The sequence below is a fragment of the Pseudonocardia halophobica genome, assembly GCF_027922425.1.
GTDB classification, from domain to species: domain Bacteria; phylum Actinomycetota; class Actinomycetes; order Mycobacteriales; family Pseudonocardiaceae; genus Pseudonocardia; species Pseudonocardia halophobica.
The window spans coordinates 382,027-408,124 of record NZ_BSFQ01000002.1; the positions used below are offsets into that span (position 1 = coordinate 382,027).

The following is a 26,098-nucleotide window of genomic DNA, read 5'->3' on the forward strand; positions in this document are numbered from 1 at the left end:
GATCAGGCGTCGATCGTCAGGTCGCTCAGCGGCTTCGAGCAGCAGATCAGGACCTTGTTCCGGGCGATCTCGCGCGGGCGGATACCGCCGTTGTGCTGCATGTCCACCACGCCGGAGAGCATCGTCGTCTTGCACGTGCCGCACATTCCCTGCCCGCACGACGACATCGGCGTCAGGCCGGCGGCGTACGCGGCGTCGAGCACGTTCTCGTCCTCTGCGCACACGATGACGCGGCCGCTGCGGACGAACTCGATCGAGTAGGTCCTGGTCTCCGCGGAGCCCGCTCCCGGTTCGTCCGCGGCGAGGTCCGTCGTCGCGTGAGCGGAGAACTCCTTCATGGTGAGGTCCTCGAAGGAGAACGACTCCTCGCAGTAGTTCTGCATGTCGAAACCGGTCTCGCTGAGCATCTGCCGGACGGCGGCCATGTAGGGCGCGGGTCCGCAGCAGAACACGACGCGCTCCGCCAGGTCGGGCACCAGCAGGTGCAGCATCTCGACACCGAGGAACCCGCGCAGCCCACCCCACGGTTCTCCGGGTGTGTCCCGCTCGCAGACGGGGACGACGCGCACGGTGGGCGCCGTGCTCGCGATCGTCTCGAGCTCGCGGCGGAAGATGATGTCGGACGGGGTCCGGGCACTGTGCACGAACACGACGTCGGCATCCGAACCCAGGTCGTAGAGGGTCCGGGTCATCGACATGACGGGCGTGATGCCGCTGCCCCCGGAGAGGAACAGGTACTTCCCGGCCGGACGGCGGGCGATCGTGAAGACGCCGAAGGGGCCCTCGGCGGAGATCCGCTGCCCGGGCCTCATCGTGTCGTGCAGCCAGTTCGACACGAGGCCTCCGGGCTGACGCTTGACCGTGATCCCCAGCAGATGAGGACGCGTCGGCGGCGTGGAGATCGTGTAGCAACGGCTGACGGAGCGGCCGTCGATCTGCAGGTGCAAGGTCACGAACTGGCCGGGCTCGAAGTGGAACAGCGCGGGTCGGGACGGCTCGAAGAGAAAGGTCCTGACGTCGTGGGTGACCTCCTGGACCTGCCGGCAGACCAACGTCGAGTTGTCGGTCTCGCCCCACACGGCGAAGCCGGAGGGATGGTCCGGGAGCAGCTGCTCCGCGGACCGGACCTCGGACGTGCGGCCGGCGTCGAGTCCGGCCGGGCTGTCCACCATCGTCATCGCTGTGCGCCCTTCGACGTTCTGACCTGCGTTCGCCGGTTCCGACGATGACTCGCGGCGGCCGGCCCGCTGGTAACCACTAATCGGACACCTATGCTCATCTGGTGGTCGCAGCGTAAGGTCTCGGCCCTGCCGACTGCAAGGTCGCGCGGTCGGACATGCCGGCAGGTCGGATCGCGTGTCCGGAGAAGTCCGGTCGCGTCCCTTGACTCTCGCCCGATCGCGTCCTACCCTCCCATGAAACTGATATACCAATCAGCATGCGCTGGTCTCGCAGACCTGGTGGGCACGGGTAACGGGTGATACCCGGCCGACGAGTCCAGGGCTTTCGCTCGGAGATATGCGCCCATGGCGGTCGGCCACAGCGGTCGGCGCGCCGTCGGTCATGAGTACCGCTGAGTGTGGCGCGTCGTCGTAACGCTGTACGTCAACCGCAATGACGACGCTTCCGCAACAGAGAAGTGGTCGGTCTTGACATGCAACAGTCGCAGGATGACCGTTGTGATCTGGATCGCACTACTGTCCCGCATAGCGAAACACCAGCGAACGGAGTGGCGATGACCACCCAAGTGCGGAGTGTGCAGCCCGACGTGGCGGCCGGGGCTTCGGCTGTCGAGGCCGCCATCAAGGCAACTGCGCTGACCAAGATCTACGGCCCTCGTGGCGGGTCCGAGTCACGCCACCGGGGGTGGCGGCGCGCCAAGGACTCCGGAGCCGACACGAAGCCGAAGGCCGCCGCGGACGACGTGACGTTCTCGGTCGCGCCGGGTGAGTTCTTCATGATCATGGGCTTGTCCGGATCGGGGAAGTCGACCGTGTTGCGCATGCTCAACCGGTTGATCGAGCCCAGCTCCGGCGAGCTGCTGATCGACGGCCGGAACGTGGCCACGATGCCCGACGGCGAATTGCGGGAGCTCCGCAACCGCAAGATCAATATGGTGTTTCAACACTTCGCGTTGTTCCCCCACCGCACCGTGCGGGAGAACGCCTCTTATGCGCTGCACGTGCGTAACGAATCCGCGGCGAAGCGGGACGAGCGCGCCGACTGGGCCCTGCAGACCGTCGGTCTGGGCGATTGGGGCGACTCGCTACCGGGGGAGTTGTCGGGCGGGATGCGGCAGCGGGTCGGGCTGGCCCGCGCGCTCGCCTCGGAGGCGGACATCCTGCTGATGGACGAACCGTTCAGCGCGCTGGACCCGCTGATCCGCCGCGACATGCAGGACCTGCTGATGGAGCTGCAGCGCGACCTGAACCGGACGGTCGTCTTCGTCACCCACGACCTCAACGAGGCCATGCGCATGGGCGACCGAATCATGATCATGCGCGACGGCAAGGTGGTGCAGCTCGGCACCGCACAGGAGATCCTCAACTCCCCGGCCGACGACTACGTCACCGAGTTCATCTCCGACGTGGACCGCTCGAGGGTCCTCACCGCGGGCACGATCATGCAGGAGCCGCTGGTCACCGCCACCGAGCGGGACGACCCGCAGGACGTGCTGCGCCGGCTGAGCAACGTCGAGGGTGTCGGCGCCTATGTGCTGGACGACGAGGGGCACATCGCCGGCATCACCCGCGCGGACCTCCTCGCCGCCGGGGTGGGGCGCCAGCGCGCGACCGTGGGGCAGCTGGTGACCAACGAGTTCAAGACGGTCGGGGCGGACGCGCCGCTGAGCGACATCTGCACGCTCGTGGGCCGTAACAGCGTGCCGCTGGCCGTCACCGACACCGACGGAAGGCTGGTCGGCGTCGTCCCGCGCGCGACCCTGCTCAACGCGCTCGCCACCCCGCACCCGAGGAAGGACGACGGCAATGCCTAGCATCAACGTCGGGGCGCCGGTCGGTGCGTTGGTCGACTGGCTGACCGCGAACCTCGGCGCGCTGTTCCACTTCATCTCCACCGTGATGCTGGCGCTGCTCGACGCCGTGCTGATCGTGCTGACCGCGCCGAGCCCGTACGTCGTCATCGCGATCTTCGTCGTGCTCGCGCTCCTCGAGCGCAAGTGGGGATTCGGCCTGTTCACCCTCATCGCGTTCCTGCTCATCGAGGCGATGGGGCTGTGGATCGAGGCCATGCAGACCCTGGCGGTGGTGGTGGTGGCGACCGTGTTCGCGGTGGCCATCGGTATCCCGGTCGGGATCTGGGCCGCGCGCAGCCGCAAGGTCAGCAGTGTCGTCCGTCCGATCCTGGACTTCATGCAGACGCTGCCGGTGTTCGTCTACCTGATCCCGGCGGTGTTCTTCTTCGGCATCGGGGTCGTGCCGGGTGTCATCTCGACACTGGTGTTCGCGATCCCGCCGGCGGTCCGGTTGACCGAGCTGGGTATCCGCAACGTCGACAAGGAGGTCGTCGAAGCCGCGATCGCCTTCGGTGCCAAACCGCGCCAGATGCTGCGCGAGGTGCAGCTGCCCCTCGCCATGCCGTCGATCATGGCCGGGGTCAACCAGACCCTCATGCTCGCGCTGTCCATGGTGGTCATCGCCGGGCTGGTCGGTGCCGGCGGCCTCGGGGCCGTCGTCGTCCGCGGCATCAGCACCCTCGACGTCGGCGCCGGCTTCGAAGGCGGCATCGCCGTGGTGTTCCTCGCCATCTACCTCGACCGCCTCACCAGCGCCCTCGCCAGACCCCGCCGGCGCCGCCCCAAGGCCCGCACACAGGCCCCCGCGCCGGCCACGACCACCGAGACCGACCAGCCCGCTCTGGCGTCGTCATGACGAAGGAGTCATCGAAGATGCCCCGCTCGCCTCGCCGACGCCGCACGTCGCTGCTCGCCGGACTCATCGCCCTGCTCGTCACGTCCATCGCTGCGTGTAGCGGCCAGACGACCACGTTCAGCGGCGGCTCGAGTGGTGGCGGTTCCGGTTCGGGCGGCAGTGGGGGCGAGAAGAACGTCAGCATCTCGGTCGTCGCCGGGTGGGACGAGGACGTCGCTGCCAGCAATCTCTGGAAGGTGCTCCTCGAACAGCGCGGCTACACCGTGAACATGCAGGAGCTCGACATCGCGAGCACCTTCACCGGCGTGGCCAACGGCCAGATCGACCTCTATCTCGACGCGTGGCTGCCCAGCACCCACGGGGTGTACTGGGACCGCTTCTCCGACCAGCTCGAAGAGGTGACGGCCTGGCAGGACGGCGTGAACACCCTGGTCGTGCCGAACTACGTCAACGACATCAACACCATTGCCGACGTGAAGACCCACGCCGGTGTCCTCGGCAACCGCATCGTCGGCATCGAGGCCGGGGCCGGGGAGATGAAGGCCATGCGCGAGAAGGTCATCCCGGCCTACGGTCTCGAGAGCATGACCTTGGTCGAAGGCAGCTCGCCCGCCATGCTCGCCACGCTCGACGCCGCCATCAAGCAGAACCAGCCCGTCGTCGTGACGCTGTGGAAGCCGCACTGGGCGTTCAGCCGTTACCCGCTCAAGGTGCTGGAGGACCCGCAGGGGGCCTGGGGCCCGCCCGACCAGATGAAGATCATCGCCACGAAGGGGTGGAGCGAGGCCAATCCCGAGGTCGCCGGGTGGCTGAAGAACTTCAAGATCACTCCTGAGCAGCTCTCCAGCCTGATGCTGAAGATCCAGGAGGCCGGCAAGGGTCAGGAGGAGGCGGCCACCAAGCAGTGGATCTCCGAGAACCAGCAGGTGGTCGACGCCTGGTTCACGGGTACGAGCAGCTGACCTCCCGGTCGAGGTGAGCCGGAGGGCCCGGCTGATCGGCGCGCGCCGATCGGCCGGGCCCTGTCGTCTGCGGCGTCAGCGTCGGAGATGACCACGAGATGACTACTCTGTGGGCGCCTCTGTTCATCTGTTGATGAGAAGTCGTACGATCCGCCGGCACGGTCGAGCGGCGGGAGGGAAGCGTGGGCAGGACGACGACCAGATGGTCGCGTGGATCGGGCAGGCCGAGGCCGACGAGGCTGCCCGCGGTGGCCCCGCCCGAGGCGCGCACCAGCCGCCCGGAGGTGGATGCCCTGCTCGCCGAAGGGGCTGTGGGGTACGCGCTCGTCCGACTGCGCGCGTCGCTGCGCCGGCACGGCATCGCCGCCGCCCTGCTGACCGACCCCGTGAACGTCCGCTACGCCTCCGGGACCTCGATCATGCCGGTGTGGACGATGCACTCGATCGACCGCTACCTGCTGGTGCCGGTGGAGGGTGAGCCGGTGCTGTGGGAGTACGCCTCGGCACCTCCCGAGCTCCGCTCCCCGTACCCCGGCATCGAGGTCCGGGCGGCGACGGGCTGGTCGGTCTTCGGCGTCGGGGAGCAGGCCGGCCACCGGTCCGCCGCGTTCGCGGCGGACATGACCCGCGTGCTCCGCGATCGGGGGATCGTGGACGAGCGCATCGGGGTCGACCGGCTCGACGCGTACGGGTTCCTCGCGCTGCAGGAGGCCGGGGTGCACCTCGTACCGGCGCAGCTGGCCGTCGAACGGGCGCGGGCCGTCAAGGGGGCCGACGAGATCGAGTTGATCCGCCGGTCGGTGGCCGTCGCCGATGCCGCCGTCACCGACATGTACCAGGCGCTGCGTCCGGGGACGACCGAGAACGAGGCGTGGGGCCGGCTCCTCGGCCGGGCGTTCGCGCTGGGCGCGGAGTTCGCCGAGTGTCGCCTGCTCGCGTCCGGGCCGCGGACGAACCCGTGGTTCCGCGAGGCCAGTGACCGCCGCATGCAGCGCGGCGACCTGGTGGCGTTCGACACGGACCTCATCGGTCCGGCCGGTTATCTGGCCGATCTCTCCCGCACCTACCTCGTCGGCTCCGCGAAGCCCTCGGCGCGGCAGCGCCGGCTCTACGCCGACGCCCAGGACTTCCTGGCCGACATCATCGCCGAACTGAAGCCCGGGGCCGCGTTCGACGAGGTCGGTGAACGGCTCAGCCGCCGCCTACCCGCCGCCTACCACGCGGAGCGCTACCCCTTCATCGCGCACGGCAGCGGCCTCAGTGACGAGTACCCGATCATCGCCTTCCAGGACCATCACGCCGGCGAGGTCGAGGACGGGATGGTCTTCAGCGTGGAGGCCTACGTCGGGGTCGAGGGCGAGGACGAGGGGCTCAAGCTCGAGGAGCAGGTGCTCGTGACGTCCGCGGGTGTGGAGGTCCTCAGCCACGCGCCCCACGACGAACGGCTGTCGGCGGCGTGACCGCGGGAGGAGCAGCGTGAGGTTCTCGGAGAAGGTCGCGATCGTCACGGGAGGCGCGGGAGGCGTCGGGAGGGCCCTGGTGCGCACGTTGACCCGGGAAGGTGCCGCCGTGATGGTGGCGGACGTGTCGGCGGAGGGGTGCCGCTCGGTCGAGGAGGAGGTCGGGACCACGGGCGGTGGTGCGATCGGCTCCGTCGTCGGTGATCTGCGGGACAAGGCGTACTGCGAGCGGGTGGTCGCGGAGACCGTGGAACGCTTCGGCGGCGTCGACATCTTGTTCAACAACGCCGGGATCATCCCTCGCGGGACCATTCTCGAGACGTCCGACGACATGTGGCACGCCGCCCTGGACGTGAACCTCACCGCCATGTTCTACCTGTGCCGAGCGGCCATTCCCGCCATGAAGCGGCGCGGAGGAGGGGCGATCGTCAACACGTCCTCCGTGTGGGGTGTGTACCCCGGGCCGGGACACATCGCCTACTGCACGAGCAAGGGGGCGGTGGCCTCCTTCACCAGGAGCCTGGGACGCGATCATGCTCCGGACGGGATCCGCGTCAACGCCGTCTGTCCGCACGAGATCAACACGCCGATGCTGCGCTCCGGGTTCGAGCGCCGAGGGCTGGATCCGCAGAAGGCCGTGGACGAGCTGAACAGGACCGTGCCGCTGGGGCACATCGCGGAGCCCGAGGAGATCGCGGACGTCATGGCGTTCCTGGCCTCCGCCGAGGCGCGCTACATCGCCGGCGAGACCGTCGAGGTCACGGGCGCCAAGCCCGTGGGCAGCTGAGGGGAGGACCGGTGCAGCTGGAAGCGAAGATCGCCCTGGTGACCGGCGGCGGGCGCGGGATCGGCCGCGGCATCGTCGATCGCTTCCTCGAGGAAGGGGCGCAGGTGGCGGTCGTCCAACGCCGGCCGCTGGACGACGCGCTGAAGGGGCACCCGAGGGTTGCCCAGATCCAGGCCGACCTGAGCGACTCCTCGTCGACCGCCACGGCGGTCGAGCGCACGGTCGAACGGTTCGGCGGTGTCGACGTCCTCGTCAACAACGCCGGGATCATGTTCGAGCGCACGATCCCGGAGATCCGGCCGGAGGACTGGGATCTCATGATGGCGGTCAACCTGCGCGCGCCGCTGTTGCTGGTCCAGGCCGCCCTGCCACACATGCGACGGCGTGGTGGAGGGAGCGTCATCAACATCGGCTCCATCGAGGGGCTCGGCGCGAATCCCGGCCATGCCGCCTACTGCGCGTCCAAGGCGGGCATCCACGGGATGACGCGCGCCATGGCCGTCGATCTCGGTGCCGACGGCATCCGGTGCAACGCCATCGCCCCCGGCTGGATCTCGTCCGACCTGAGCGAGACGTACCTGGAGTCGCACGCCGACCCGGCTGCGGCCCGCGCCGCCCTGAACCGTCTGCATCCCCTGGGCCGCGTCGGGCGGCCCACCGACGTCGGTGATCTCGCCGTGTACCTGGCGAGCGACCGTTCCGGCTTCCTGACCGGCGAGATCGTGGTGCTCGACGGTGGCCGGACCGCGAAGCTGCCGCTGCCGTCTTGACCCTCCGGTCGGCAGCGTGGTACCACGTCACCTAGTGGGCATCCGCCACTGAACAGTGGGCACAGGGCATCGCACCGCGACCCGCCGGTCGGCCTCCCACGGTCCCCGTCACACCTCTCCGGCTCATCTCTGGGAGACGCATTCATGACCATCGAGCTCGAGCGGGCGTCCCGCCGTGGAGACCTGCGCGACGACCTGACGGGCCTGGTCGGCCGCCGCACTGCCGGGTACAGCCTCGAGGCGCCCTTCTACACGAGCCGGGAGGTCTTCGATCTGGACATGGAGGCCGTCTTCACGAAGCACTGGCTGTTCGTGGCCACCGCGGCGGAGGTGCCTGAGCCCGGCGACTTCGTCACGGTCGATGTCGGCCCGTACTCCGTGATCGTCGTCCGGGACGACGACGAGCAGGTGCGGGCGTTCCACAACGTCTGCCGGCACCGTGGCTCGCGGATCCTGGACGACCGGTGCGGCAGTGTCGGAAACCTGGTGTGCCCCTACCACCACTGGACCTACAACGTCGACGGCCGGCTGCTGCACGCCGAGAACCAGCCCGCGACGCTGAACCGCAGCCGTTTCGGGCTCAAGCCGGTGCACGTGCGCGATGTCGGCGGGTTCGTGTTCGTCTGTCTCGCCGACGAGCCGCCGGCCGACTTCGACGAGGTGGCGGCGCGGATCGAGCCGTACCTGGCTCCGTACGAGCTGGGGCGGACGAAGGTCGCCCACCAGGTGGACCTCGTCGAGGAAGGCAACTGGAAGCTCGTCATGGAGAACAACCGGGAGTGCTACCACTGTGACGGCCACCCCGAGCTGCTCGGGGCCTACTTCCCACTGCACGGCTACACCGCCGAGGACGTCCCGCTGCGGTTGCGCCGGGTCTGGGAGCGCTTCGAGAGGGCCACCGAGGCCCTCGAGGCCTCGTGCCTCCGTCAGGGCTTCCCGAGGGAGACGCTGCGCGAGCTCGACGACCGGCCCACCGGGTTCATGATCTCCCACGCCCCGCTCGACGGCGCCGGGAAGTCGTACCACGTGGGCGGCGAGGCCGTGTGCCGCAAGCGGCTCGGAGCCATCGCCGACGACCGCTTCGGCGACTTCCACCTGCACATGCAGCCGAACTCGTGGTTCCACATGCTCTCCGACAACGCGGTGGTGTTCACCGTGCTGCCCCTCGGGCCGGACCGGACCTTCCTGCGCACCACCTGGCTGGTCCACGAGGACGCCGAGGAGGGCGTCGACTACGACCTCCCGACCCTCACCCACGTGTGGAACGCCACCAACGCCCAGGACAGCGCCTTCGTCGCGCGCGCCCAGCGAGGTGTGGAGGACCCCAGCTACCAGCCCGGCCCCTACTCGGAGGTCGAGGGCGACGTCGACGCCTTCGTCACCTGGTACGTCTCCCGGGTCCGCGCCCACCTGTCCGGCCGGGCGTACTGATCGGGCCGGGGCAGCCGGATGGGCCGGACCGGGGCCGGGGAGGCCGGGCTCGCGGAGCCGGGTCCTCGGTACCGTGCCCCCATGGCGTCTGCGGAAGGATCGGCCAAGCTCAACCAGTCGGTGAGGAAGGCGATCACGCTCCTGCGCGCCACCGCCGCCGATCGGGACGCCAACGTCTCCTCGCTGGCCAGGAGCGCCGGGCTGCCGCGGGCGACGGCGCTGCGGATGATCCAGACCCTCGAGCAGGAGGGCTTCCTCCTGAGGATCCCCGGCGACGACCGCGTGCTGCTCGGACCGGAGCTGCTGCGCCTGGCCCGCAACACCGACGAGCAGCTGCTCCTCCGCGAGGCATCCCGCCCGATCGTCGGCGACCTCGTCGCCGACGTCCGGGAGACGGCGACGCTGAGCGTCGTCGCGCCCGACGGCGGCCTCGACCTCGTGTCCCAGGTCGACGCACCGGCTCAGCTGCGCCCGCAGTCCTGGGTGGGGCAGCGCTTCCCGCTGCACGCCAGCGCGAGCGGCAAGGTGCTCCTGGCCAGCTACGACGACGAGCGCCTCGAGCGCTTCCTCGCCGAGCCGCTCGCGCAGTTCACCCCCTCGACGATCACGACCGCGGAGGCGCTCCGTGCGGAGCTGGTGCGCGTCCGTGAGCAGCACTACGCGATCTCCCGGGACGAGGAGGAGGAGGGTCTGTCCGGCGTCTCCACCGGGATCCGGGGACCGGCCGACGAGCTCCTCGGCGTGCTCAGCCTGGGCGGTCCCACGCAGCGGCTGTCCCGGCAGCGCGGACGACACGCGATCGATCACCTGCTGCGCGCCGCCGGTCGGATCGAGGCGGCGCTCCGGCGGGGGCGCGGGTCGGAGTCGGTGCTCGAGGTCGTCGACCGGTCCGGCGGCTGAGGGGTTCCCGGCTGAGGGGTTCCCTCCGTCGTTGCACAGATATGTCAGCGGGACCGGCGGTTACGCTGTCGTCGTCCGGCAGAGTCCCCGGGAGGAACGATGAGCAGCTCCATCGATGCGGGTCCCGGGGCTCGCGGGCGGGAGCGGTTGATGGATCAGGCATACCGCCGGATCCGCGACGACATCGTCGCCGTGCGCCTGCAGCCGGGGGCCCCGCTCGATGAGAAGGCGCTCAGTGCCTCCCTGGGGCTAGGGCTCACCCCGATCCGCGACGCGCTCAAGCGGCTGACGCTGGAGAGGCTCGCCGTCACCTACCCCCGCCAGGGGACCTTCGTCTCCCGGATCAACCTCGCCGACGAGGCCCGGCTGACCGAGATCCGCGTGGAGCTCGAGGGCCTCGCGGCGGCGCTCGCGGCCGAGCGGGCGACCGAGGAGGACCACGGGGCGCTGCGGGCGTTGCTCGACGACCTGGAGCACGGCAGCCACGACCGGGCCGAGCACACCGAGCTCGACGCCCGGGTGCACCGGGCGATCTACGCCGCCGCCCGCAACGAGTTCCTCGAGGCCACCCTGAACCAGTACGCCAATCTGGCCCTGCGCATCTGGAACTTCTGTCTGCAGGAGAATCTCGCGGTCGCCCAGGCCGTCCGCAGCCAACGTGCGGTCGTCGAGGCCATCGTGCGGGGCGACGCGCTCGCCGCGCGGATGGCCGCCGAACAGCACCTCCGGGGTTTCTCCGAGGAGGTGCGTTCGACGGTCCTCGCCACCCGCACGTGAGGGGTCGTCGCGCCCCCTTTCCTCGAACCGTCAGCGCTCCACGTTGTGCATCACGTGCTTGGTGCGGGAGTAGTCGTCGAGCGCGTAGATCGACAGGTCGCGCCCGTAACCGGACCCCTTGAAGCCGCCCCACGGAACCTCGTTCGCGAGCACGAGGTGCGCGTTGACCCACACCGTGCCGGCCTCCAGCTTCCCTGCGACGTCGTGGCTGCGCTGGGCGTCCCTGGTCCAGACCGAGGCCGACAGGCCGTAGGGGACGGAGTTGGCGCGCCCGATCACCTCGTCCTCGTCGGTGAAGGTCTCGACGGTGACGACCGGGCCGAAGATCTCCTCGCGGGCGCACTCCGCGCCGTCGGGCACGTCGACCAGCACGGTCGGGGCGACGAAGTAGCCGGCACCCTCCAGCGGGCCGCCGCCGACGGCCGCGCGGACGCCCTCCGCCTCGGCACGCTGCAGGTAGCCGGTCACCCGGTCGAAGTGGGCCTTCGACGTCAGCGGGCCGATCTCGACGTCGTCGCCTGCGCCGGGCTCACCGACGACCATCGAGGAGACCTCGTCGACGAGCAGCCGGGAGAACTCGTCCGCCACCGACTCGTGGACCAGCACGCGGCAGGCCGCCCCGCACTCCTGGCCGGAGTTCCAGTAGCCGGCGGCACGCAGCGCCGTCGCGGCGGCCGCCAGGTCGGCGTCCTCGAAGATCACCACAGGGGCCTTGCCGCCCAGCTCCAGATGGACGCGCTTGAGCGACTCGGCCGCTGCGCGGGCCACGGCCTTGCCGCTGCGGACCGAACCGGTGAGCGCGATCATCGCGATGTCGGGGTGCTCGGCGAGCCGGGTGCCGACCACCGGGCCGTAGCCGGTCACGACGTTGACCACGCCGGCCGGCAGGATGTCGGCGACGAGCTCGGCGAACTTCAGCGTGGTGAGCGGGGTCTGCTCCGACGGCTTGATGACCAGGGTGTTGCCCGCCGCCAGGATGGGCGCCATCTTCCAGGCGGCCATCAGCAGTGGGTAGTTCCACGGGGTCACGACGCCGATCACGCCCAGCGGCTCGCGGAGGATGACCGACAGGTGGTCCTCCGCGTAGCGGCCCGCCGCCGCGGAGGTGGGTGCGCGCAGCGCCCCGGCCATGAAGCGGAAGGTGTCGATGGTCTGGGCGACGTCGTCCTGCGCGACGGCCGCCGGCTTGCCGGTGTTGGCCGACTCCAGCCGGGCGAGGAGGTCGGCGTGCTCGGCGACCCGGTCGGCGACACGGTGCAGCAGCTCGGAACGCTCCTTGGGCGTGAGCCTGCCCCACGAGTCCTTCGCGCCGTTCGCGGCCGCCACCGCGACGTCGGTGTCCTCGACCGTGCCCTCCGCGACCTGGGTGATCGTCGAACCGGTACTCGGGTCGATCACGTCGATGGACGTCCCGGACCTCCCGGGTCGGAAGGCGCCGTCGATGAAGTGCCCGCCCGGGGGCAGGTCGCCCTCCCGGAGGATCCCCCCGGTCCGTACCCGGCGCACCGCCGGCCTGATGACCTCGGCGGTGATCCCCAGCGTCGTCCCCAGCGTCGACCCCACGGTCGTCTCCATCGTCGCCGTCTTCGCCAGCTGCGCGATCCGGGCGGCCGCGGCGGGGTCGAGCTCGGCGACCGGAGGACGCGGCGCACCGACGGGAAAGCCGACCGCCGCCAGGCCGGCCTTGACCGCCGCGATGAACGGTTGCGCCATGATCGCCTCGATGAGTGGGTAGATCTGGGACCAGGTCTTCCGGGCCCCCTCGAGGTCACCCGCACTCACCGCGTCGTAGACGGCCACGAGCTCGCGCGGCACGACGTTCGCCGTTCCCGCCATGACGCCTGCGGCGCCCTCGGCCAGCGCCGCGAGGAGCAGGCTGTCCCAGCCGACGAAGGTCGAGATGACGTCGCAGTGGTTGTGGATCAGCCGGGCCGACTGGTCCATGTCGACCGTCGTGTTCTTGATGTACCGGATGTTCTCGACCTCGCGGGCGAGCGCGCCGATCGTGTCCGGGTCCAGGTCGACCCCGGTCGCCACCGGCAGGTTGTAGAGCATCACCGGGATGGTGACCGACCCGGCGACGGCCCGCAGGTAGGAGAGCGTCTCGTCGACCGAGAGCGGCTCGTAGTAGGGGGCCACCGTCATGACCACGTCGGCGCCCACCGACTGTGCGTGCCGCGAGAGCGCGATGGCCTCCGCGGTGCTCGTGGCGCCGGTCTGCGCGATCACCGGCACCCGTCCGGCCGCCTGGTCCACGACCGTCTCGACGACCAGGCGGCGCTCGTCGCTGCTCAACGCGGTGAACTCGCCGGTGGAGCCGCACGCCACGACGCCGTGCACCCCTCCCTCGATCGACCGGTCCACCACGGCTCGCAGTCGCGCCACGTCGAGTCCGCCGTCGGCGGCGAAGGGGGTGGCGAGCGCGGTCAGAACGCCGCCCAGCTGCACTGTCATCTCTTCTCTCCTTCAGGGTCGTCGGTCGGCGGCCAGTGGGAGGCCGCGGACGGTGCGCTGCTGGCGCTCGGTGGCGAGCAGGCTCGCGGCCTCCTGCGCTGCCGAGAAGCCGGTCGAGATCGCGGTCTCGGTGTAGAGCGTCCCGAGGTAGTCACCGGCCAGGATGACGCGGCTGCCCCGCCGGGTCAGGGTCGGTTGGAGCGCACCGCGCCCCGGGAAGCAGTAGGGCGCACCGGTCTCCCAGCGCTGGACCTGCGCCTCGACGACCGAGTCGCCGAAGCCGCTGCCGAGGACCTGGTCGAGGTCGTCGGTGTAGAGGCGCAGGATCTCGTCGTCGGTCCTGGGCAGCAGGTCGCGGGCCAGGCCGGCCGGGGAGAAGGTCATGATGCTGCTGCCCGGTTGCCGGGTCGTCTCGCCGCCCCGGACGAGGCTGGCCTGGTTGAGCACGATGTTGAAGGACCGCTTGGGTGTGGCGATGCCGTACGCGGCGTCCCACGGCTGCGGGGTGGACTCGTCGGTGAGGAACGCGGCGCTCACGTAGGGCCCGTAGACCACCTTGCCCAGCGCGTCGCGGATGTCCTGCGGAAGATCGACCGCGACCTGGTGGCTCACGGTGGCGGGCGTGGCGAGGACGACGCAGCGGCCCTCGACCTCGTTGTCCCTGCCGTTCTGGCGGTACCGGACGACGACGGACCGCTTCCTGTGGACGATCTCGTCGACCCGGGCGTCGAGCTGCACGCGGTCGCCCAGGGCGGCGCCGATGCCCTGGGTGAGGGTGGACGGGCCACCCACGATGTTCCGGTCGAGGCCTTGGCCGATGTTCCAGACGAGGCTGAAGTAGCCGATCCCGGCACCGGCGGCGATCTCGTGCGGGTCCGCCGCGGAGCGGGTCACGGTCGGGTAGAACAACGCCGCCGCGTCCTCGGGCAGGTCGCCGACGAAGTCACGGAAGCTGCGGTCGTTCTCGAAGTCGTAGATCCGCTGCTGCCTGACGGCCGGGTCCTCCCCGGGGCGCCGGCGCACGATGCGTGCGTACCGCAGGACCTGGCCGCTGACCTTGACGCCGGCCCTGACGAGCGCGACGCGGGAGGACATCGCCATCGGGATCCGGAACGGGTAGGCCTGCACCGGGCCCTTGATCAGCAGTCTGCCGTTCATCGCCACGCCAGCCAGCGAGCCGGGCACCTGCGCGGCGCTGACGCCCACCTCGGACAGCAGCGCGTCGGTGGACGACCCGGCGCCGGCGAACACGTGCCCGCCCCAGTTCAGCCAGAACCGGCCCCGCCGCTCGGAGCGGATGCGGCCGCCGACCCGGCTGCCGGACTCCAGCAGCACGGTGTCCCAGTGCCGCAGCCTCCATCCGGCGCTCAGGCCCGCGAGGCCACCCCCGACGATGACGACGTCCTTCATAGGGCGGCCATCCCCTCCTCAGCGGTGTGAAATCTCGCTGATATACCTGAGCAATGTAATAGCGGCCGAAGAGGGCGTCAACGGCCCGGCCTGCGGAATCGCCGAGACGGTGGTGTCGATCAGTCCTGGACCGGGCTCCAGATGTCGCCGACGGTGAGGCCCGTCGGGAACGGGTCGTCGGGCTGCAGGACGTGCTGGACGTGGCCGGTGATCCACGCCCGGCCCTGGATCGAGGGCACGACGGCCTCCTGGCGGCCGACGGTGGTGCGTTCGTGCAGCACTCCGCGGAACGTGGTGCCGAGTACGCCCTGGTGGACGAAGGGAACCCCGAGTCCGAGCTCGCCGCGGGCATGCAGGACGGCCATCCGTGCCGAGGTGCCGGTACCGCCCGGCGAACGGTCCAGGATCCCCGCCCACGACGCCGGGTCGTCGAGGACGATCCGACCGGACGGCATGACCACGCTGTTGCGGCCCGAGATGTCGGGGGAGTCGGGTGGCCCGTGGAGCATGGCCAGGTCGATCGTGGTGATGCCCGGCCGGTCGGGGTGTGCGACGGGCACCTGCTCCCGGGCCGCCGCGAGGAGTGCCGTGCCGGCGCGGGTGATCGCCGGGGCGTGCTCGGGGCCGAGGGCCACGCCCAGGTCGGCGGCGCGCGCCATGACGTAGACCTGGCCGCCGAAGGCGACGTCCACGGCGACCGTCCCGTACTCGGGCACCGAGATCTTCCGGTCCAGGGCGATGGCGAACGACGGCACGTTGCGCACGCGCACCCACCGCACCCGACCGCCCTCGACCCCGGCGGTCGCCTCCACTGGGCCGACCGCCGTGTCGATCCGGACGACCGTCTCCGGCTCGGCCGACGGCAGGCTGCCGGTCTCCAGGAGGGCGGTGACCGTGCACATCGTGTTGGCGCCCGACATGGGCCGGAAGCCACCCTGCTCCAGGATGACGATGCCGACGTCGGCGGTGGGATCCAGTGGCGGCAGGACGAGCACCCCGCACATCGAGGGATGCCCGCGGGGCTCGCGCAGCAGCAGCCGGCGTAGCCAGTCCAGCTCCGTCTCGCACCAGCGCATGCGCTCGGACCAGGTCCTGCCGCGCACGAGGAGATGGACGCCGGGCAGGACCCGCCCGACCTCGCCCTCGCAGTGCACGTCGATCGACGTGATCGTCCTCGGCCCGGGAGAAGGCGGTGCACTCATGCCGCACTCCTCCTCCGTCAGGTCGAGGGGACGCTAGGGGCGGGTGGGCGTGGCGTCAATGACGAATAGAGTCGCGTGGGTGCAGGACGGTGGCGGCATACGGGATTCGTCGGTGCAGTCCGTCCATCGCGCGGTCTCGATACTCCAGGTGCTCGCGATCCACGGTGCTGCCGGGGTCACGGAGATCGCCACCGAGCTCGGCGTGCACAAGTCCACCGTGTTCCGGCTGCTCGCCACGCTGGAGGCGCGCGGGCTGGTCGAGCAGCACACGGAGCGCGGACGGTACCGGCTCGGCTACGGGGTGGTGCAGCTGGCCGCCGGGGCGACGAAGGCGGACGACCTCTCCCTGCTCAGCCGCCCCATCTGCCGTCAGCTCGCCGAGACCGTGCACGAGACGGTGAACGTGACCGTCCACGACGGACGTGCGGTGATCAGCATCGACCAGGTACTCGGGTCGCCGACGATCACGACCAACAACTGGGTCGGGCGACGGGCCCCGATGCACGCCACGGCCGCCGGCAAGGTGTTCATGGCGCAGATGGACCGCGGGGAGCTCGACGCCCTCCTCGCGGAGGGCCTGGAGGCCTACACACCGCGCACGATCGTCGACCCGGCGACGTTGGGCCGGGAGCTCGCCCTGATCCGCGAGCGCGGCTACGCCACCACGATGGAGGAGAGCGAGATCGGGCTGGCGGCCGTCGGGGCCCCCATCCGGACCCTGGACGGTCGGGTCATCGCCGCCGTGACCGCGTCGGGCCCCACGTTCCGGATGAACGAGGACACGCTCCCGGGCATCGTCGACCACGTTCTCGCGGCAGCCGCGGAGATCTCGCAGCGCCACGGTTACCCCAGGCGCGGATGACGAGGAGGTCCGCCGGCTCGCACGGCAGTCGGGGCCGGTCCTCCTAGGCGTCCCCGTAGACCGGGATCCGGGCCCCGCTGATGGGCGCGGCGTCCGGGCCGGCGAGGAAGGCGATGACCCGGGCGATCGCCTCCGGGCTCACGGCTCGAGCGGCCAGGTCCGGCGACATCCATGTGCGGTTGGCCGGGGTGTCGATGACCGACGGCAGCACGGCGTTGACCCGGATCCGCTGGGGACGGAGCTCCTCGGCGAGGAGCTCGGTCATCCGCACCACCGCCGCCTTGCTCGTGGCATGGGCGAGGGGAGCGGCGCCGCTCACGGCGGTCTTCGAGCCCACCGTGACGATGGCGCCTCCACCCGCAGCGCCGAACCGGGCGGCCGCCTCGCGGGCGCACCACAGCAGCGATGCGACGTTGGACTGCCACATCGCGTCCCAGACGTCCTGGGTGAGCTCGGCGAGCGAGCTGGGGCGGAAGCCGCCGGCGAGTGCCACGAGCACGTCCGGGGTGCCGATCGAGTCGATCGTCGTCCAGGCGGCGGTCACGTCGTCGGGCTCGGACAGGCCGGCCGCGACCGGGTGGACCCCGTCGAGACGGCCGATCTCGTCGAGCGGGTCGCCGGGGCGGTCCAGCGCCACGACCTGGCGCCCGGCGCCGAGGAACTCGGCGACGACCGCTCGGCCCAGCGCGCCCGCGGCACCGGTCACGACGACGAGGCGGTCCGTCGAACTTCCCATCGTGCACTCCTCCTGTGTCCCGGATGATCTGCGCGAGGAGTGTCCCAGAGGCCGGGGGCAGGACGGCCCGGCACGGCCGTGGACCGGCGGCGATAGGTCCCGGTTGCTCCGCCTTTGTCTACGACGATCGCGTGAAGCTCGTTGTGTGATGCAACGTGACTGGCTCGCCGCGGGATCTGTCACCACGTCGGCCGCGCGGACGCGGCCGCGGGGGGTGATCGGCGAGCGTGTGCCGCCGATCGTGAAGGGGGAAGAAAGCGCCAGACCACACCACACCGGGAGCACCGGGCCCGATCCGTGCCCGCGCTCCCGGCGCGCCGGCCGTCTCCCACGCCGACGGCACCGCGGCCGGACGCCCTCACCGGTACCCCTGCGGACGTGTGCGTCCGTACGGCTCCGGTACCGGACCCGAACGCTCGAGAGTGAGTCCTCGTGACAGGAACACCCGTCGACCTCGTGACCCCATCAACCGACACCATCGGCACCGAGGCCGCGCTCGCCGCGCTCCTGGCCGACGTGGTCGGGGTGGAGCGGGTCGAGCCCGGCGACAACTTCTTCGACGTACTCGGCGCCGACTCGATGGTGCTGGCCCGCTTCTGCGCGCGGGCGCGCAAGCGGGAGGACCTGCCGTCGCCGTCGATGCGCGACGTCTACGACCACCCGACGATCGCGAGCCTGACCGCCGCCCTCGCCGTCGCGCCCGTCCCCGACCCGGCCCGGGGCCCGGACCCGGCCGAACCGGCGCGCACGCGGGCCGGCACGGCCGGCTACCTCTTCTGCGGCCTCCTGCAGTTCCTGGCGTTCGTGGCCTACTGCTACGGCTTCGCCATCGCGACCACGCTCTCCTACGAGTACGTCGTCGCCGGCGGCGTCGGCCCGGCGAGCCTCTACCTCCGTGCGCTCGAGGCGGGCGCGGCGATGTTCGTGGCGATGTGCCTGCTGCCGGTCGCAGCCAAGTGGGCGCTCGTGGGCCGGTGGCGCCCGCGCGAGATCCGCATCTGGAGCCTCGACTACTTCCGGTTCTGGCTGGTCAAGACGCTGGTCCGGGCGAGCCCGCTGCTGCTGCTCACCGGCGGCCGCTCGCACACCAGCTCGGCCTCGCCGCTGATGGTGCTCTACCTGCGGGCGCTCGGGGCACGGGTGGGCAAGGGCGTGACGATCTACTCCCGGACGCTCCCGGTGTGCACCGACCTGATCACCATCGGCGCCGGCACGGTCGTCCGCAAGGACGCGCAGCTGAACGGTTACCGCGCTCGCGGCGGAGTCGTCGAGACCGGGCCGGTGACGCTCGGGCGCGACGTCGTGCTCGGGGAGGGAGCCGTGCTGGACATCCGCACCGCGATGGGCGACGGATCCCGGATCGGGCACGCCTCCGCACTCGTCGCCGGACAGTCGGTGCCCGCGGGGGAGTCGTGGCACGGCGTGCCCGCGGTGCCCGGCGGCGCCGACCTGCACACCGGTGGATCGATGCGGTGCGGCAGCGTGCGCCGCGCCGTCCACGCCGCGGTCCAACTGGTTCTCGCGGTCGCGGTCTACCTCCCGGTCGCGGTCGGGTTCGCGGGGGTCCTGCTCGACGAGACCCCGCTCGGCGGTGTCCTCGACTCCGGGGGGATGGCCTTCACGACCTGGGCGTACTACCGCGACGCGCTGGTGGTGACGACGGTGCTGTTCGTCGGCGTCCTGCTGCTCGGCCTGGCGGGCGTGGCGGTGGTGCCGCGGCTGCTGAACCTGCCGCTGCGGGCCGACCGGACCTACCGGCTCTACGGCTTCCACTACGGCCTGCACCGCACGATCGGCCGGCTGACCAACGTCAGGTTCTTCAACCGCCTGTTCGGGGACAGTTCGTACATCGTGGGGTACCTGCGCTGGATCGGGTACGACGTCGACGCCGCCGAGCAGACCGGGTCGAACTTCGGGACCGAGGTGCGGCACGAGACGCCGTTCCACGTCACGGTCGGGCGCGGCACGATGGTGGCCGACGGGCTCTCGGTCATCAACGCGGACTTCTCGGCGACCTCGTTCCGGATCTCGCGGGTGACCATCGGGGCGCGCAGCTTCCTCGGCAACCGGATCATGTACCCGGCCCAGGGCCGTACCGGCGAGAACGTCCTGCTGGCCACCAAGGTCCTGGTCCCGATGGACGGGGAGGTGCGCCACGACACCGGGCTGCTGGGGGCTCCGTGCTTCCCGATCCCGCGGACCGTCGAGCGCGACCACCGGTTCGCGGTGCGGAGCCGGGCCGAGCTGCGGCAGCGCCTGTCCCGCAAGAACCGCTACAACCTGCGCAGCATGGCATTGTTCCTCGTCGTGCGCTGGGTGCACCTGCTGGGCATGGTGCTGCTGGCCATGGCGGCCTCCGACATCTACCGGGCCGTCGGCGTGGAGGCGGTGGCCGCCGACCTGGTCGGGTCGCTGCTGTTCACGGTCGTGTTCTTCTGTCTGGTCGAGCGGGCCGTCCTCCGGTTCCGGTCGCTGCGGCCGCGGTCCTGCTCGATCTACGACCCGTACTTCTGGTGGCACGAGCGGTTCTGGAAGCTCGTGATCCCCGACTTCGACCAGGCGTTCGCCGGTACGCCGTTCAAGAACCTGCTGTCGCGCGCGCTCGGGGTCCGGCTCGGTCGGCGGGTGTTCGACGACGGCTGCTTCCTCCCGGAGCGCACCCTCGTGACGATCGGCGACGAGGCCACGCTGAACTTCGGCACGGTCGTGCAGTGCCACTCGCAGGAGGACGGCGCGTTCAAGTCCGACCGCAGCACCGTCGGCGCCCGGGCCACGCTCGGTGCCGGTGCCTTCGTGCACTACGGCGTGACGGTCGGTGACGGGGCCGAGCTCGACGCCGGGACCTTCGTCATGAAGGGCGAGGAGATCCCGTCGGGAGCCCGGTGGGAGGGCAACCCCGCCCGGGAGGCCGCCCCGCACGCCGCGCCCACCCGTACTCGACCCGCACGTGACCGCTGGACCACACCCCAGGTGGAGCAGGTCGGGGGATCCTCCGGACCCTGATGCTCGGGTCCTCCGTCGTGCCCGGCCGAGCGGGCGGCTCAATCCTGGCCGCTCGGCTGCCTGAGCCGCTCGCAGTCGTTCTCCACCGAGGTCCACAGGGCGCGCGCCGTCGGGTCCTCCGCGACCCACTCCGCCGCCCGTCGCGCGGCGTCGGCGTCCCCGTTCTCGGCCAGCACGTGCAGCTCCACGAGCTGCTCCACCCAGTCCGTTCCCTGCTTCACGTCTGCCATCGAACAACGATTGCGCATGCGCACCGGTGAACGCAGCCTCCCGGTGACGGACGACACAGCAGCGCGGCGGGCGTCCTTCGCCGAGTGGTCGGACACCCGCCCGGACTCGGACCGTCGCGACGTCACGCCGCTCTGCGCGCTACCAGGTGGAACACGCGGCTGAGCTGCCGGTACGGGTCGCGTGACGCGGCGCGGAGCTCGACCTCGGCGACAGCCTCCACGTCCGTGGTGTCGAGGGGGAGGTCCAGCCAGTCGGCGAAGAGCCACACGCCGTACCAGGCCTCGGCCTCGAGCCCGCCGTCCCGCAGCAGTCCCGACAGGCCCTCGACCGTGTCGGCGCGGGTCTCGGTGCCGAGCACGCCGATCTCGGAGCCGGCGTCGAAGGCGGCCAGGGCCTCGGACCAGCGCCGTTCCAGTGCCGGTCGGACCGCCAGGGTCCGGCCGTTCAGCGCCATCAGGGACAGGACACCGCCCGGGGCGACACAGCGGCACAGCGCCGCGACCATCGGCGCCGGATCGGGCAGGTACATGAGCACGCCGTGGCAGAGGACGGCGTCGAAGAGGCGGCCACCGGTGAGGACGTCGGCCTGTTCGCCCGGGCCCTCGAGCAGGCGGACCCGCCCCTGCACGGACTCGGGCTCCGCGCCGATGCGTTGCCGCGCCCGGGCCAGCATCGCCGGCGACGGGTCCAGCACGGTGACCTCGTGGCCGAGGCGGGCCAACGGCAGGGACTGGTGTGCGGCGCCACCCCCTACGTCCAGCACGGCCGCCGGCGCGGTCGGGAGGTGCGCGAGCAGCTGCTGGTGCAGGACGTAGGTCCGCACCCGGCCCTTGACCGTGGCGTAGGCGTCGTCGACGAACGCGTCCGCCAGGGCCGCCCAGGTGTCGTCAGGCACCCGTCGGGATCTCGGCGCAGTCGGCGCCGCACCCGGGACCGGGGGTCGGGGCCGGCGCAGGCCGGTGCAGGACCGCCCGCGTCGGCGTGACGACGAGTGCGTCGCCGGACAGGACCGCGCTCCCGTCGACGATCAGCGAGTGCTCCTCCGCGGAGCTCGGCGGCCACACCAGCGTGACGGCGGGACGCGCGGTCGCGTTGGCACGCGTGCGGCGGCCGAGATCGCCGACGGCGACGCGGCCGTCGGTCACCGCCGGCGTGACGGCGGCGACGTGGGGTCTGCCGTCGTCCCCGATGGTCAGCAGGTAGGCGAAGCCGAAGCGGGCGACGGTCGCGGCCAGGTCGTCGGTGGGAACGGCGATGCTCACGCGGTCGAGGTTAGAGCCGGTTCCGGGCGTGGTCAGGCCGCCGGGTGGAGGAGAGGGGCCGGGCTCTGCGGCGTTGACCGACCACGGCCGTCGTCATACGCTCCGGTATAAACCGGCGGGTCGAACGTCGGGGGCGCGACGACGCGGCGGGAGGGTCGATGGCCGAGATCGGCTTGCGGGGCAGTGCCGTCCGCGATCCCGGACACCGCGAGGAGCAGCGTCGCCGGATCCTTGCGGCCGCGGCGGAGGTGTTCGCCCGCAAGGGCTACGAGGCCGCGACGATGGAGGACATCGCCGCGCAGATGGGCGTCAGCAAGGGCGTCCTCTACTACCAGTTCCGCAGCAAGCAGGAGCTCGTGGTCGAGACCCGGCGGGCCACCTCGGGGGCCGCGGTCGAGCGGCTGGGCGAGATCGTGCGCCGACCCGGGTCCGCCCGCGAGCGCATCGAGGCGGCCCTGCGGGATCTCGCCGCCGCCGCCTTCGACCCCCTCGCCAAGCACGTGATCCTCCTGCCGGTGCTGCACGGCCTCGACAAGCAACACCTCGACGAGGTCCGGAGCATCGAGCGTCGCTACGAGCGCCTGCTCGAGACGCTGCTGCGCGAGGGCGTGGCCGAGGGCGGCCTCGTGGTCGACGACGTCAAGCTGGCCGCGTTCACCCTGATCAGGGCCTGTTTCGGACCGGCGGTCTGGTACCGCCCGGACGGCCCGCTGACGCGGGACCAGATCATCGACCGGCTCGTCGTACAGCTGCTGCGTTCCCTCACCGTGGAGGTCTCGTGACCCTGCTCGTCGCCAACCGGGGCGAGATCGCCGTCCGCCTCGTCCGGGCCGCCCGCGAGCTGGGCCTGCGGACGGTCGCCGTGTACGCGCCCGAGGACGCCGCCGCCCCGCACGTCACCCTCGCCGACGAGGCCCACGAGATCCCGGGCTACCTGGACCAGGAGGCGATCGTCGGGGTGGCTCGGGACGCCGGCGCCGTGCTGGTCCATCCCGGCTACGGCTTCCTAAGCGAGAACGCCGCCTTCGCTCGGCTCTGCGCCGACCACGGCCTGACGTTCGTCGGCCCGCGCCCCGAGCTGCTGGACCTGTTCGGGGACAAGGTCCGTGCCCGCGCCACGGCCCGGGAGGCCGGAGTCCCGGTCCTGCCCGGCACCCTCGGCCCCACCTCGCTCGACGAGGCCGCGGCCTTCCTCGCCGAGCACGGCGCGGTGATGCTCAAGGCGCTCGCCGGTGGCGGCGGCCGCGGGATGCGCGAGGTGACCAGCCCGGACGAGCTGGCGGACGCCTACGCCCGCTGCCGCTCCGAGGCCGAGCAGGCGTTCGGGTCCGGGGAGCTGTACGTCGAGAAGCTGGTCGGGGCGGCGCGGCACATCGAGGTGCAGATCGTCGGGGACGGCACGCAGGTCCGGCACCTGGGGGAGCGGGACTGCTCGATCCAGCGCCGGCACCAGAAGCTGATCGAGATCGCGCCCGCGCCGTTCCTCGACCCGGCGGTCCGCCAGCGGCTCCACGACGCGGCTCTCCGGATCGGCGAGCACGTCGGCTACCAGAGCCTGGGGACCGTCGAGTTCCTCGTCGACGGCGACGACGTGTGGTTCCTCGAGCTCAACCCGCGGCTCCAGGTCGAGCACACGGTGACCGAGGAGGTCACCGGCGTCGACCTCGTCGAGACCCAGATCCGGCTCGCGCAGGGGGCGCGCCCAGCCGTCTCCGGCGAGCCGCGGGGCTTCGCGATCCAGGCCCGGGTCAACACCGAGGAGCTCGACGAGGACGGCACGCCGCGTCCCCGCGCGGGCCTGCTCACCGCGTTCGACCCGCCCGCCGGCCCGCACGTCCGCGTGGACACCTACGGCTACGCCGGCCTGCGGACGAGCCCGCGGTTCGACTCGTTGCTGGCCAAGGTGATCACCCGCGGCGCCACGTTCGCGGACGCGGCCCGACGCACGGACGCCGCCCTGGCCGAGTTCCGGATCGAGGGCCTCGCGACCACGGTCCCGTTCCTGCGGGCGGTGCTGACCCATCCGGACTTCACCGCCGGCCCGTCGGACACCGGTTTCGTGGCCGCGCACCTCGCCGAGCTGCGCGACACCGAGCTGCCCGGCCGGTTCCCCACGACCACCGCGGCCCCGAGGGCCGAGGCGATCCCCGCCGACGGGGTGACGGCGCCGATGGACGGCGTCGTCGTCGAGTTCGCGGTGGAGCCCGGTGATCGGGTCCGCCGTGGCGAGCGGCTGCTGGTGCTCGAGGCGATGAAGATGGAGTTCACGGTCCGCGCCGAGACCGCGGGGACCGTCGGGCGGCTGGTGGCCGAGGTCGGGGCCGTCGTCGAGGAGGGGGCACCGTTGCTCGTGCTGGAGCCCTCGACGTCGGACGACGACGTGGTCACCACCGACATCCCGGCGGTCGAGGAGGGTTGGGAGGACGAGGCCGAGGAGGTCCACCGCCGCCGTGCGCTCGGCCGCGAGATGGGCGGCCCGGAGAAGGTCGCCCGCCAGCATGAGACGGGCCGGCTGACCGTCCGCGAGCGGATCGACGCCCTGGTGGACAAGGGCAGCTTCTCCGAGATCGCCCCGCTCACCGGCTTCGCCACCTACTCCGCCGACAACGAGCTGACCTCGCTGCTGCCGGTCAACTTCGTGTCCGGCACGGCGCGGATCGACGGCCGCCGCGCGGTCGTCGGGGCGGACGACTTCACCATCCGCGGCAGCTCCGGGGACGCCGCGATCTGGCAGAAGCAGGTCTTCACGGAGGAGTACGCCGGCGCGATGCGGCTGCCGATCGTGCGGCTGCTCGACGGGGCGAGCGGCGGCGGCAGCGTCGTCACCGCGCAGCGCAACGGCTACCACTACCTGCCGGTCAACCCGGGGTGGGACGCCGTCGTCGAGAACCTGTCGCTGGTCCCGGTCGTGTCCGCCTGCCTCGGCCCGACGGTCGGGCTCGGCGCCGCGCGACTGGCCATGTCGCACCTGGCGTTGATGGTCGAGGGCATCGGGCAGGTGTTCACCGCCGGGCCGCCGGTGGTGAAGGGCAGCTCCGGCGAGGACTTGACCAAGGAGCAGCTGGGCGGCGCCGAGGTGCACCGCAACAACGGGCTGATCGAGCGGTTCGTCCGCAGCGAGGAGGAGGCCTTCGGCGTGATCCGCGGCTTCCTGTCCTACCTGCCGCAGAGCGTGTTCGAGGTGCCCCCGGTGGTTCCCAGCGAGGACCCGGCGGACCGGGCGGACGAGGGCCTGCTGCGGGCCATGCCCCGCAACCCCCGCGAGCCCTACGACGTGGACGCCCTGCTCGAGGCCGTCTTCGACCAGGGCTCGGTGTTCCGCTACGCCGAGTACGGCGGCGCGACGGTCACGGCGCTGGCCCGGCTCGACGGCCACCCCGTCGGCGTGATCGCGACCGACCCGACCCGCGGCGTGACCATCTCCGCCGAGGGGGCGCAGGCGATCACCCGGCTCGTCGACCTCTGCGAGACCTTCCACCTGCCGCTGGTCAGCCTCACCGACCAGGGCGGCGCCGCGATCGGCTCGGGCGCGGAGCGCAAGGCCACCATCCGCTTCGGCGTCCGGGCGATCGCCGCGGTCTACCAGGCGCGGGTGCCACAGGCCGAGATCATCGTGCGGCGGGTGTTCGGGGTCGGCGGGGCCGGGATCGTCAACCGGCACCGGCCGAACCGGACGTGGGCCTGGCCGTCGGCCACCTGGGGCTCGCTGCCCGCGAAGGGCGGGGTCGAGGCGGCCTTCCGCGCGCAGCTCGAGAACGCCCCGGACCGGGCGGCCGAGATCGCCCGGATCGAGCGCGAGCTGGAGGCGCTGGCCTCGCCCTTCCGGACCGTGGAGCGGTTCGGCGTGCAGGACCTGATCGACCCCCGCGAGAGCCGGGCGGTGCTGTGCGAGTGGGTGCGGGACGCCTACCGCCTGCTGCCCGAGCAGCTCGGCCGCCCCGCCTTCGGCACGCGCCCCTAG

At 71.5% G+C, this 26,098-nt stretch carries 21 protein-coding genes; 13 read left to right on the plus strand and 8 right to left on the minus strand.

All coding sequences use genetic code 11. From position 1 onward, the window contains the following. Positions 1–2: 2 nt before the first annotated feature. Entirely contained in the window at positions 3–1,178 is a 1,176-nt protein-coding gene (locus PKE99_RS04180) for an FAD-binding oxidoreductase (protein WP_081923700.1), read from the minus strand. 476 nt (positions 1,179–1,654) lie between these two features. On the opposite strand from PKE99_RS04180, the gene PKE99_RS04185 reads away from it, so the two are divergent. The 9 genes from PKE99_RS04185 to PKE99_RS04225 all read left to right on the plus strand — a co-directional run bounded on the left by PKE99_RS04185 (position 1,655) and on the right by PKE99_RS04225 (position 10,977). Beyond that, the gene (locus PKE99_RS04185; protein WP_231498026.1) at positions 1,655–2,995 is read left to right on the plus strand and encodes a quaternary amine ABC transporter ATP-binding protein; all 1,341 of its coding nucleotides are present in this window, start codon (positions 1,655–1,657) and stop codon (positions 2,993–2,995) included. Beyond that, positions 2,988–3,890 carry an ABC transporter permease gene (locus tag PKE99_RS04190; RefSeq protein WP_051736688.1) on the plus strand — a complete coding sequence of 301 codons (903 nt, stop codon included), beginning with the start codon at positions 2,988–2,990 and terminating at the stop codon, positions 3,888–3,890. The genes PKE99_RS04185 and PKE99_RS04190 overlap by 8 nt, the downstream gene beginning before the upstream one ends. Positions 3,891–3,907: 17 nt before the next feature. Continuing rightward, positions 3,908–4,852 carry a glycine betaine ABC transporter substrate-binding protein gene (locus tag PKE99_RS04195; protein ID WP_051736689.1) on the plus strand — a complete coding sequence of 315 codons (945 nt, stop codon included), beginning with the start codon at positions 3,908–3,910 and terminating at the stop codon, positions 4,850–4,852. A gap of 248 nt (positions 4,853–5,100) precedes the next feature. Further along, on the plus strand, positions 5,101–6,312 hold the full coding sequence (locus PKE99_RS04200; RefSeq protein ID WP_051736690.1) for a M24 family metallopeptidase: 1,212 nt from the start codon (positions 5,101–5,103) through the stop codon (positions 6,310–6,312). Between the two features lie 16 nt (positions 6,313–6,328). Further along, entirely contained in the window at positions 6,329–7,099 is a 771-nt protein-coding gene (locus PKE99_RS04205; protein ID WP_037040004.1) for an SDR family NAD(P)-dependent oxidoreductase, read from the plus strand. An 11-nt stretch (positions 7,100–7,110) separates the two neighbouring features. Beyond that, positions 7,111–7,869, plus strand: a complete 759-nt coding sequence (locus PKE99_RS04210) for an SDR family NAD(P)-dependent oxidoreductase (RefSeq protein ID WP_037040006.1) — start codon at positions 7,111–7,113, stop codon at positions 7,867–7,869. A 144-nt stretch (positions 7,870–8,013) separates the two neighbouring features. After that, the gene (locus PKE99_RS04215) at positions 8,014–9,300 is read left to right on the plus strand and encodes an aromatic ring-hydroxylating oxygenase subunit alpha (protein WP_051736691.1); all 1,287 of its coding nucleotides are present in this window, start codon (positions 8,014–8,016) and stop codon (positions 9,298–9,300) included. An 81-nt stretch (positions 9,301–9,381) separates the two neighbouring features. Continuing rightward, positions 9,382–10,200: an IclR family transcriptional regulator gene (locus PKE99_RS04220; RefSeq protein WP_197040426.1), complete on the plus strand. Its 819-nt coding sequence runs from the start codon at positions 9,382–9,384 to the stop codon at positions 10,198–10,200. A 150-nt stretch (positions 10,201–10,350) separates the two neighbouring features. Beyond that, positions 10,351–10,977, plus strand: a complete 627-nt coding sequence (locus PKE99_RS04225) for a GntR family transcriptional regulator (RefSeq protein WP_197040427.1) — start codon at positions 10,351–10,353, stop codon at positions 10,975–10,977. A gap of 30 nt (positions 10,978–11,007) precedes the next feature. Here PKE99_RS04225 and dapA read toward each other — a convergent pair whose 3' ends face one another. The 3 genes from dapA to PKE99_RS04240 form a co-directional block, all read right to left on the minus strand. Beyond that, the gene (dapA, locus tag PKE99_RS04230; protein ID WP_081923704.1) at positions 11,008–13,431 is read right to left on the minus strand and encodes a 4-hydroxy-tetrahydrodipicolinate synthase; all 2,424 of its coding nucleotides are present in this window, start codon (positions 13,429–13,431) and stop codon (positions 11,008–11,010) included. 12 nt (positions 13,432–13,443) lie between these two features. Then, positions 13,444–14,841: an FAD-dependent oxidoreductase gene (locus PKE99_RS04235; RefSeq protein ID WP_037040009.1), complete on the minus strand. Its 1,398-nt coding sequence runs from the start codon at positions 14,839–14,841 to the stop codon at positions 13,444–13,446. Positions 14,842–14,960: 119 nt separating this feature from the next. Further along, positions 14,961–16,043: a proline racemase family protein gene (locus PKE99_RS04240; RefSeq protein WP_037040015.1), complete on the minus strand. Its 1,083-nt coding sequence runs from the start codon at positions 16,041–16,043 to the stop codon at positions 14,961–14,963. Positions 16,044–16,155: 112 nt separating this feature from the next. Between PKE99_RS04240 and PKE99_RS04245 the strand changes: the two genes are divergently transcribed. Further along, positions 16,156–16,905 (plus strand): IclR family transcriptional regulator, encoded by a 750-nt coding sequence (locus PKE99_RS04245; protein WP_037040016.1) that lies wholly within the window; start codon positions 16,156–16,158, stop codon positions 16,903–16,905. 43 nt (positions 16,906–16,948) lie between these two features. On the opposite strand, the gene PKE99_RS04250 is transcribed toward PKE99_RS04245, so the two are convergent. Beyond that, on the minus strand, positions 16,949–17,641 hold the full coding sequence (locus PKE99_RS04250) for an SDR family NAD(P)-dependent oxidoreductase (RefSeq protein WP_037040017.1): 693 nt from the start codon (positions 17,639–17,641) through the stop codon (positions 16,949–16,951). A 456-nt stretch (positions 17,642–18,097) separates the two neighbouring features. Here PKE99_RS04250 and PKE99_RS04255 point away from each other — a divergent pair, with 456 nt between their 5' ends. Then, positions 18,098–20,644: a Pls/PosA family non-ribosomal peptide synthetase gene (locus tag PKE99_RS04255; protein WP_063739630.1), complete on the plus strand. Its 2,547-nt coding sequence runs from the start codon at positions 18,098–18,100 to the stop codon at positions 20,642–20,644. 38 nt (positions 20,645–20,682) lie between these two features. On the opposite strand, the gene PKE99_RS04260 is transcribed toward PKE99_RS04255, so the two are convergent. The 3 genes from PKE99_RS04260 to PKE99_RS04270 all read right to left on the minus strand — a co-directional run bounded on the left by PKE99_RS04260 (position 20,683) and on the right by PKE99_RS04270 (position 22,137). Further along, positions 20,683–20,874 (minus strand): hypothetical protein, encoded by a 192-nt coding sequence (locus tag PKE99_RS04260; RefSeq protein WP_037040019.1) that lies wholly within the window; start codon positions 20,872–20,874, stop codon positions 20,683–20,685. Positions 20,875–20,996: 122 nt separating this feature from the next. Next, a complete protein-coding gene (locus tag PKE99_RS04265; protein ID WP_037040021.1) occupies positions 20,997–21,770 on the minus strand; it encodes a methyltransferase in 774 nt (257 codons plus the stop codon). After that, positions 21,763–22,137, minus strand: a complete 375-nt coding sequence (locus PKE99_RS04270; RefSeq protein WP_037040024.1) for a pyridoxamine 5'-phosphate oxidase family protein — start codon at positions 22,135–22,137, stop codon at positions 21,763–21,765. The genes PKE99_RS04265 and PKE99_RS04270 overlap by 8 nt, the downstream gene beginning before the upstream one ends. Before the next feature lie 158 nt (positions 22,138–22,295). Between PKE99_RS04270 and PKE99_RS04275 the strand changes: the two genes are divergently transcribed. Both PKE99_RS04275 and PKE99_RS04280 read left to right on the plus strand, forming a co-directional pair. Beyond that, positions 22,296–22,919, plus strand: a complete 624-nt coding sequence (locus PKE99_RS04275) for a TetR/AcrR family transcriptional regulator (protein WP_037040026.1) — start codon at positions 22,296–22,298, stop codon at positions 22,917–22,919. Then, positions 22,916–26,098: a carboxyl transferase domain-containing protein gene (locus PKE99_RS04280; RefSeq protein ID WP_037040029.1), complete on the plus strand. Its 3,183-nt coding sequence runs from the start codon at positions 22,916–22,918 to the stop codon at positions 26,096–26,098. Before PKE99_RS04275 ends, PKE99_RS04280 begins: the two co-directional genes overlap by 4 nt.

Coding starts and splice junctions, on each gene's coding strand:
- PKE99_RS04180 (WP_081923700.1), bottom strand. CDS start 1,178: ATGACGATGGTGGACAGCCCGGCCGGACTCGACGCCGGCCGCACGTCC.
- PKE99_RS04185 (WP_231498026.1), top strand. CDS start 1,655: ATGCAACAGTCGCAGGATGACCGTTGTGATCTGGATCGCACTACTGTC.
- PKE99_RS04190 (WP_051736688.1), top strand. CDS start 2,988: ATGCCTAGCATCAACGTCGGGGCGCCGGTCGGTGCGTTGGTCGACTGG.
- PKE99_RS04195 (WP_051736689.1), top strand. CDS start 3,908: ATGCCCCGCTCGCCTCGCCGACGCCGCACGTCGCTGCTCGCCGGACTC.
- PKE99_RS04215 (WP_051736691.1), top strand. CDS start 8,014: ATGACCATCGAGCTCGAGCGGGCGTCCCGCCGTGGAGACCTGCGCGAC.
- PKE99_RS04220 (WP_197040426.1), top strand. CDS start 9,382: ATGGCGTCTGCGGAAGGATCGGCCAAGCTCAACCAGTCGGTGAGGAAG.
- PKE99_RS04225 (WP_197040427.1), top strand. CDS start 10,351: ATGGATCAGGCATACCGCCGGATCCGCGACGACATCGTCGCCGTGCGC.
- dapA (WP_081923704.1), bottom strand. CDS start 13,431: ATGACAGTGCAGCTGGGCGGCGTTCTGACCGCGCTCGCCACCCCCTTC.
- PKE99_RS04235 (WP_037040009.1), bottom strand. CDS start 14,841: ATGAAGGACGTCGTCATCGTCGGGGGTGGCCTCGCGGGCCTGAGCGCC.
- PKE99_RS04240 (WP_037040015.1), bottom strand. CDS start 16,043: ATGAGTGCACCGCCTTCTCCCGGGCCGAGGACGATCACGTCGATCGAC.
- PKE99_RS04250 (WP_037040017.1), bottom strand. CDS start 17,641: ATGGGAAGTTCGACGGACCGCCTCGTCGTCGTGACCGGTGCCGCGGGC.
- PKE99_RS04260 (WP_037040019.1), bottom strand. CDS start 20,874: ATGGCAGACGTGAAGCAGGGAACGGACTGGGTGGAGCAGCTCGTGGAG.
- PKE99_RS04275 (WP_037040026.1), top strand. CDS start 22,296: ATGGCCGAGATCGGCTTGCGGGGCAGTGCCGTCCGCGATCCCGGACAC.